This window comes from Negativicoccus succinicivorans, assembly GCF_018372215.1.
GTDB lineage: Bacteria > Bacillota > Negativicutes > Veillonellales > Negativicoccaceae > Negativicoccus.
Genome location: NZ_JAHAJN010000018.1, coordinates 1 through 5,400, shown reverse-complemented (window position 1 = coordinate 5,400; position 5,400 = coordinate 1). Strand labels below are relative to the sequence as shown.

2 protein-coding genes are annotated in these 5,400 nt (G+C 53.0%); both read right to left on the bottom strand.

Going from position 1 to position 5,400, the window contains the following annotated elements; all coding sequences use genetic code 11:
* Nucleotides 1-183: 183 nt before the first annotated feature.
* On the bottom strand, nucleotides 184-363 hold the full coding sequence (locus KIB08_RS06860; RefSeq protein ID WP_024047956.1) for an ASCH domain-containing protein: 180 nt from the start codon (nucleotides 361-363) through the stop codon (nucleotides 184-186).
* A gap of 138 nt (nucleotides 364-501) precedes the next feature.
* The gene (locus KIB08_RS06855) at nucleotides 502-5,229 is read right to left on the bottom strand and encodes a TonB-dependent receptor plug domain-containing protein (RefSeq protein ID WP_303991198.1); all 4,728 of its coding nucleotides are present in this window, start codon (nucleotides 5,227-5,229) and stop codon (nucleotides 502-504) included.
* Nucleotides 5,230-5,400 lie beyond the last annotated feature (171 nt).

The following is a 5,400-nucleotide window of genomic DNA, read 5'->3' as shown; positions in this document are numbered from 1 at the left end:
TAAAGTGAAGATACTTTTCTTCCTGACCAGCATCTTCATTTTTTTGCCTTTCAACTGTTTTATATGCATGGTACTATGAGTACAAATAAAAATTTATCCGCATCGCCCTTCGGGGCTCTACCTATGTAGACTAAAAGCACTCTTCGGAGTGTTTTTTTAGTGCTTGCATTTTATTTTCGTATCCTAATGCGCTTTACAATGGCCGATCGCATACCCGTGCAAAAACTGCGGCCCGTACTGCTTCTTGCTCGTGCAAATCAACAAGTCACCTCGATAATCCGTCTGCCAGCTGCGATACTCCTCCGTCTTCCACCCTGCCATAATCTGCGCACCCCACGGTGCATGAATCGAGATCGCTTTCATCTTCGTCCTCCTCTGTACATCGTCAAAGCCACTGCCCATGATTTGCTTCCATAATACACGAATTTACCCGCATGAAAACACACCTTGCCGCCAACCGACAAGGTGTGTTGTATGGTGTTGCTCCGACCGCACGCCGTACTAGAAGCGCAGTGTCGCCTGCACGCGCGTATAATTGCCGAGACGGAAATGCTCCGGCCCGTACAGCGTATCACGTGTGCCGATCCCTTCCGCACCGAACGTATAGAATCCTTCCAGCAGGAGGTGCTTCACAGGAACATAGCGTATACCGACGGTGAAGCTGCGGATACCGTCCAGATACCGATCCGACAATGCTTCCGTGCCGTTCCCGCCGAAGAACGCCCCATGGTCGAACGACTTGTAGTCGACAAACGCATTCCAACTGCCTGCGACGGTCGTATCAGCCCTGCCCACATCGAAGCGAATCACATGGAATGACGGCGTATCGCCCGCTTCTCTGTCCTTGACGACAAAATCGGAAGTCCCTGCCGCATGCTCGTAACGGGTATGACCGTTCATGTACGCACCGAAATCCGTGTGATTCACGCCGTAGTCGGCAGACAGCGTCGCATACTTGCCGATCCGCACACGCACGCCGGCACCGACGACATCCGCCAAGCGGCCAACTTGATGTGATTCATCACGAATACCAAGTTCCCCGCGCAATTTTGCCTGATCGTCATTCACGGAACGTAAATACCACAGATTCACACCGACGGCAGGTGTCAACTCTTGCCGCAACTGCAGATAGACCGCCTGCTCGATCGCCGGGACATTGTCCGCCTTCAGTACGATACCTTCCTGCGGGAACAGGTATCCTTTCTTCGCCAGTAAGTGCAGCGGTAAATTGCTGTTACCTTCCGGTTTCCAACGTCCGCCCTCCGCCGCCAAGTTAATAATTTTCTCTGCGATCGGAGTAATCTGCGCCTTGCGATAGCCGATGGCCTTTTCACCGTCCGCACGTCGTTTACGCACTTTCTCCAGCGCATAGTCTTTATCGTACAGAGACGCAAGGGCACGCTCCTTCGCTTCCTCTTTGCTGAGACGTTGGAAGTCGCCGGATTGCAATTGATTCAGCTCGAAACCGGCATATCTTTTGCCTCCGAAAGCCGTCGCCAAATCCGCCAAAACTTCCTTGCCCCTATACGTACCGTATCCGTAAAATTCCGAGGTAAACGTATACTGCTGATCACTGAGCACACCGGAACCGCTGACAAACCCTTTCCATTGCTCCCTATTCTCACCGGTGCGGCTCATCACGGTGTTCCATGACGTTTCGCCCGCTTTACGCAACGCCTCCCGATCAAACGGATCCTTACCGGGAACATAGGTATCAAAGGTATCCGTCGTGAGGAATTTCTTCACGTTCCCGTTCTTGTCCGTCGCCGTCACAACCCGCCAAATATGGCTGTTGGATTTATACGACGAAGGTCCTGCAATCTTCTCGTACGCCTTGGGATCATCCTCGGCGATCACCTTGAAATACTCATCAATAATACGTTTTTCGTCCGCGAGCGTCTTCGCCTTGGCCAATTTGTCGTACAACGACTCAAACCCCGGTACCTCCGTATGCGGCACGGTGTACGTTTCGTCGTTGATCAACGCCTCGTCATACCCCAGCCACTCCTTCTTCGTCGGCGTCCGCATAAACACGGCGTGTTCCGCCCGACTGTACGCCGAATCCGTCACACCCGTGCTGTGACGGAAATCGCCGTAACCGACACGCAGCTGCGTCTTCTTTTCCGTCCATACGGCACGTACCCCGTCGTACTCCTTACCGAACCAATACCCGCTCACGCCCATGGGCTCCGTCAAGCGCCCGATACTGAAATCCCACTTGCTTGCGTTGTGCGTCACATCCGCCTGCTCCAGTCGTGCCTTATTCAACGCCGTATCGCCCACATCATGACGGGTATCGACCGCTGCCGTGCCGGACAGCGCCCCGACCAGCGTGACATTCGTCCGCGCGCCGAGAGGGGCGGCCGCACCGATGCGAATCCGCTGCGCAAACCCGCTCTCACCCCGTTCGAGATAATTTTTGTACGCCGAACCGATCGTTGCCTTAGTCGTGACACGCGCCTGAGCCGGCTTTTGCTTGCCGGTCATGACCGCATGACGAATCCGATAATCACCGAACACACGCACCCCGTCAAGGTCCGCAAACGGCGACACGATAAACGGCGTCTGCGGTGACAACGTCGTCAGTCCAAGCGACGGCAGACACTCCGTAAACAACGCCCCCGCATCGTCAAACTTCCAATTCACGCCGAACTTGTAGGTGCGTTCCGGTATCGCCTGATCATCATCGCGATGATTGAAGACATTATCCACGCCGAAGTACACCAGCGATCCCGTCTTCATCTGCTTTTGCAAGAACACATTCCAGCGGCCGAAGCTCTTCAGCTCATAGGTCTGCTGTCCCTCTTTGGCGAATTTGTATTCCGTCTTGCCCGGCGTTTCATTGTACACAAAGTTACCGTTATTGGCGACGGTATTTCCGTCCAGCATGTTCACATAGTAGTCGCCCCAGAAGGAAAGCCGAATCCCGCTATGCCGATTTTCATACGTGAGGCCGAGATCAATCTTGTGTTGCGGTTTATTCAACAGTTGCCGCGGCATATTCTTGTCGCTCCGATTGATCGCATGCAAGTAAGTATGCCCGAGCTTCCAGGAGAAATGATCGTTAATCGCACGCGAAAACTCCGTTTCCACCCCCGTGATTTCCGCCTTGCCGATATTCTTGAAACTGTAAATCATATCCGGCGGATTGATCCAGGTATCATCCCCCTGCCCCGGATGGAAATCCATCAATGCACCCGTGAAATACGTCGTCATGTAATCACGAATCCGATTATGGAACACATTGAGACGGAAGCGGCTGCGATTGTGCTCCTGTTCATAGCCGATATCGAAATTCAATGACTTCTCCGGCTTCAAGTTCGGATTACCGAACCAGTAGGATCCCAGCCGTCCGATCCCGAGATCATACGGCATCCCCGCATACATTTCCCAGTGATAGTACAACTCGCCGATTCCCGGTTCCGTATACCCCGTACCGACATTTACCTTGAGACGTCGATTTTCATCACCGCCGATCAAATGCGTCATCCCGAGGCCGGTACTCACCTGCGACCCGAACAAGTTGCTGTGATCCCAGCGCAACGTCGGTGTAATCGTCGTCTTGTCATTCAAGCGGATCGCATCCTGCAAGAAGACATATTGCTTTTCGATTTCCGCCCGACCGATTTGCTGCCGATTCTTGCGATCCGTCACCTCCTGCTCAAACTTCTTGCCGTGCCAGACCAGCGTCCGCTTGTAGTCCCCGTAATAGCGTCGCAAAATCGTCTCGTCATCCATTGGATCACCATCTTCGATAAATGCCTCCGCCGGGTTATCACGACGCAACTCCGCAATGAATTGCTGCCGCTTCGCCTCATTCGCCGGATCGTCTTCCTCGTAATCCTCAAAGGTGTACACCGGTGCATGCGACTTCCCGTATTCATCACGGTACCCGTACCGATCATATACCTGATCATACTGCGGCACGCCCTTCTCATTCATCTGCATCGGATGATCCTCCACGGCGGACTCCGGCACGCCGTTAGCGTCCGTATGCAAATTTTTATCATAATCCCAGGGATCGATATACCGGGTGCGAATCGTTTTCGCCCCTTTAATGCGACTACCCTCGCCTTCTTCCTTCATATAGCCCGCACCGAAAGTCAACAGGTGGCGTTCATTCAACTGCGTGCTGCCGCTGAGCTTCACATTCCAATTCTTATGCAACACATGATCCAGATAACGCAACTTGTTTTTCCCTTGATACGGGGAAAATACATCAATCGAAGAAATCGTCGTATCATGCTCCGTCATCTTCGCATACCCGACATCCAGCTTCCAATTCGTCGCACCGTGCTGCTGACTGTACCCGATCCGATACGTATCCCGCTGTGCATTCCGACCGAAATGCACCACGGGATCGGGACCGTCCGTGGAATGTTTAGTCAGCCGCTTCATCACCTCATCCGAACGATTGGCCGCAAAATCGATTTCCGCGGCGTCACTCACCCGATACGTTGCCAACACGCCGACATTTTGCACATCACCGAAAAAGCGTACCGCATTGCGGATCGGTCCTTTCGTATTGACCCCGTTCTCAAACAACGTCTCACTGTAAATCGGCATCACATCCCGATGGCTGCCGTAAATTGCCGCGCGGAATTTCCCGATTTGCCCCGTGTCCGCACGAAGGAAGTAACTTTTATACGGCAACTCACTCTCGTCATCAGCCACACGGCGACCTTCCCAATTCAACTGTAACTTCGGCGTTGCGGCGGCTTCCTTCGTGATAATATTCACCACACCGCCGATCGCATCCGCCCCGTAACGGGCACTCGCCGCCCCGCGAATGATCTCAATCCGCTCGACATTTTCCGTGCCCAATCGCATCAATTCATCCGCCTGGCCGCCGTATTTTGCCAGATCACCCATCACCGGATGACCGTCCACCAAAATCAATGTATGACGCGGTTCCGCCCCGCGCACGGACAACGTGACACGTCCCATTGCATCCGTATTGCGTGTCATGCCCGTCTCGTGGAAAATAATCTCCTCGACTGACTTTGCCTGCTTGCGCTCGATCTCCTCCTGGGTAATGACCGTCCTACTCTGCGGTGAGAACTTCACCTCATCTTCCCACAGCGGAGTTCCCTCCACCACCACCGTCGGCAGCACATAAATATGCTCGCCGACGACACCTGCTGACTGTGCACCCACGCCTGCACCGGCAGCTGCTAACAATTGCATCAAAACAGCATAAGTCAATGCAACTTGTGTCTTCCTTGTCATTCCACCACATTCCTTTCTTCAGTTTTCAATTTGGCCGTCACTATCACCATTGCTAATGCTGATTACGTATTTTACCATTTATGAAAATGATTTTCAATAGCGTTTGTATGCTTTTATTTCCAAACTCAATTGTATTCTCGTCAAAGCTGCACACGAAATCGGTTGCGAGCG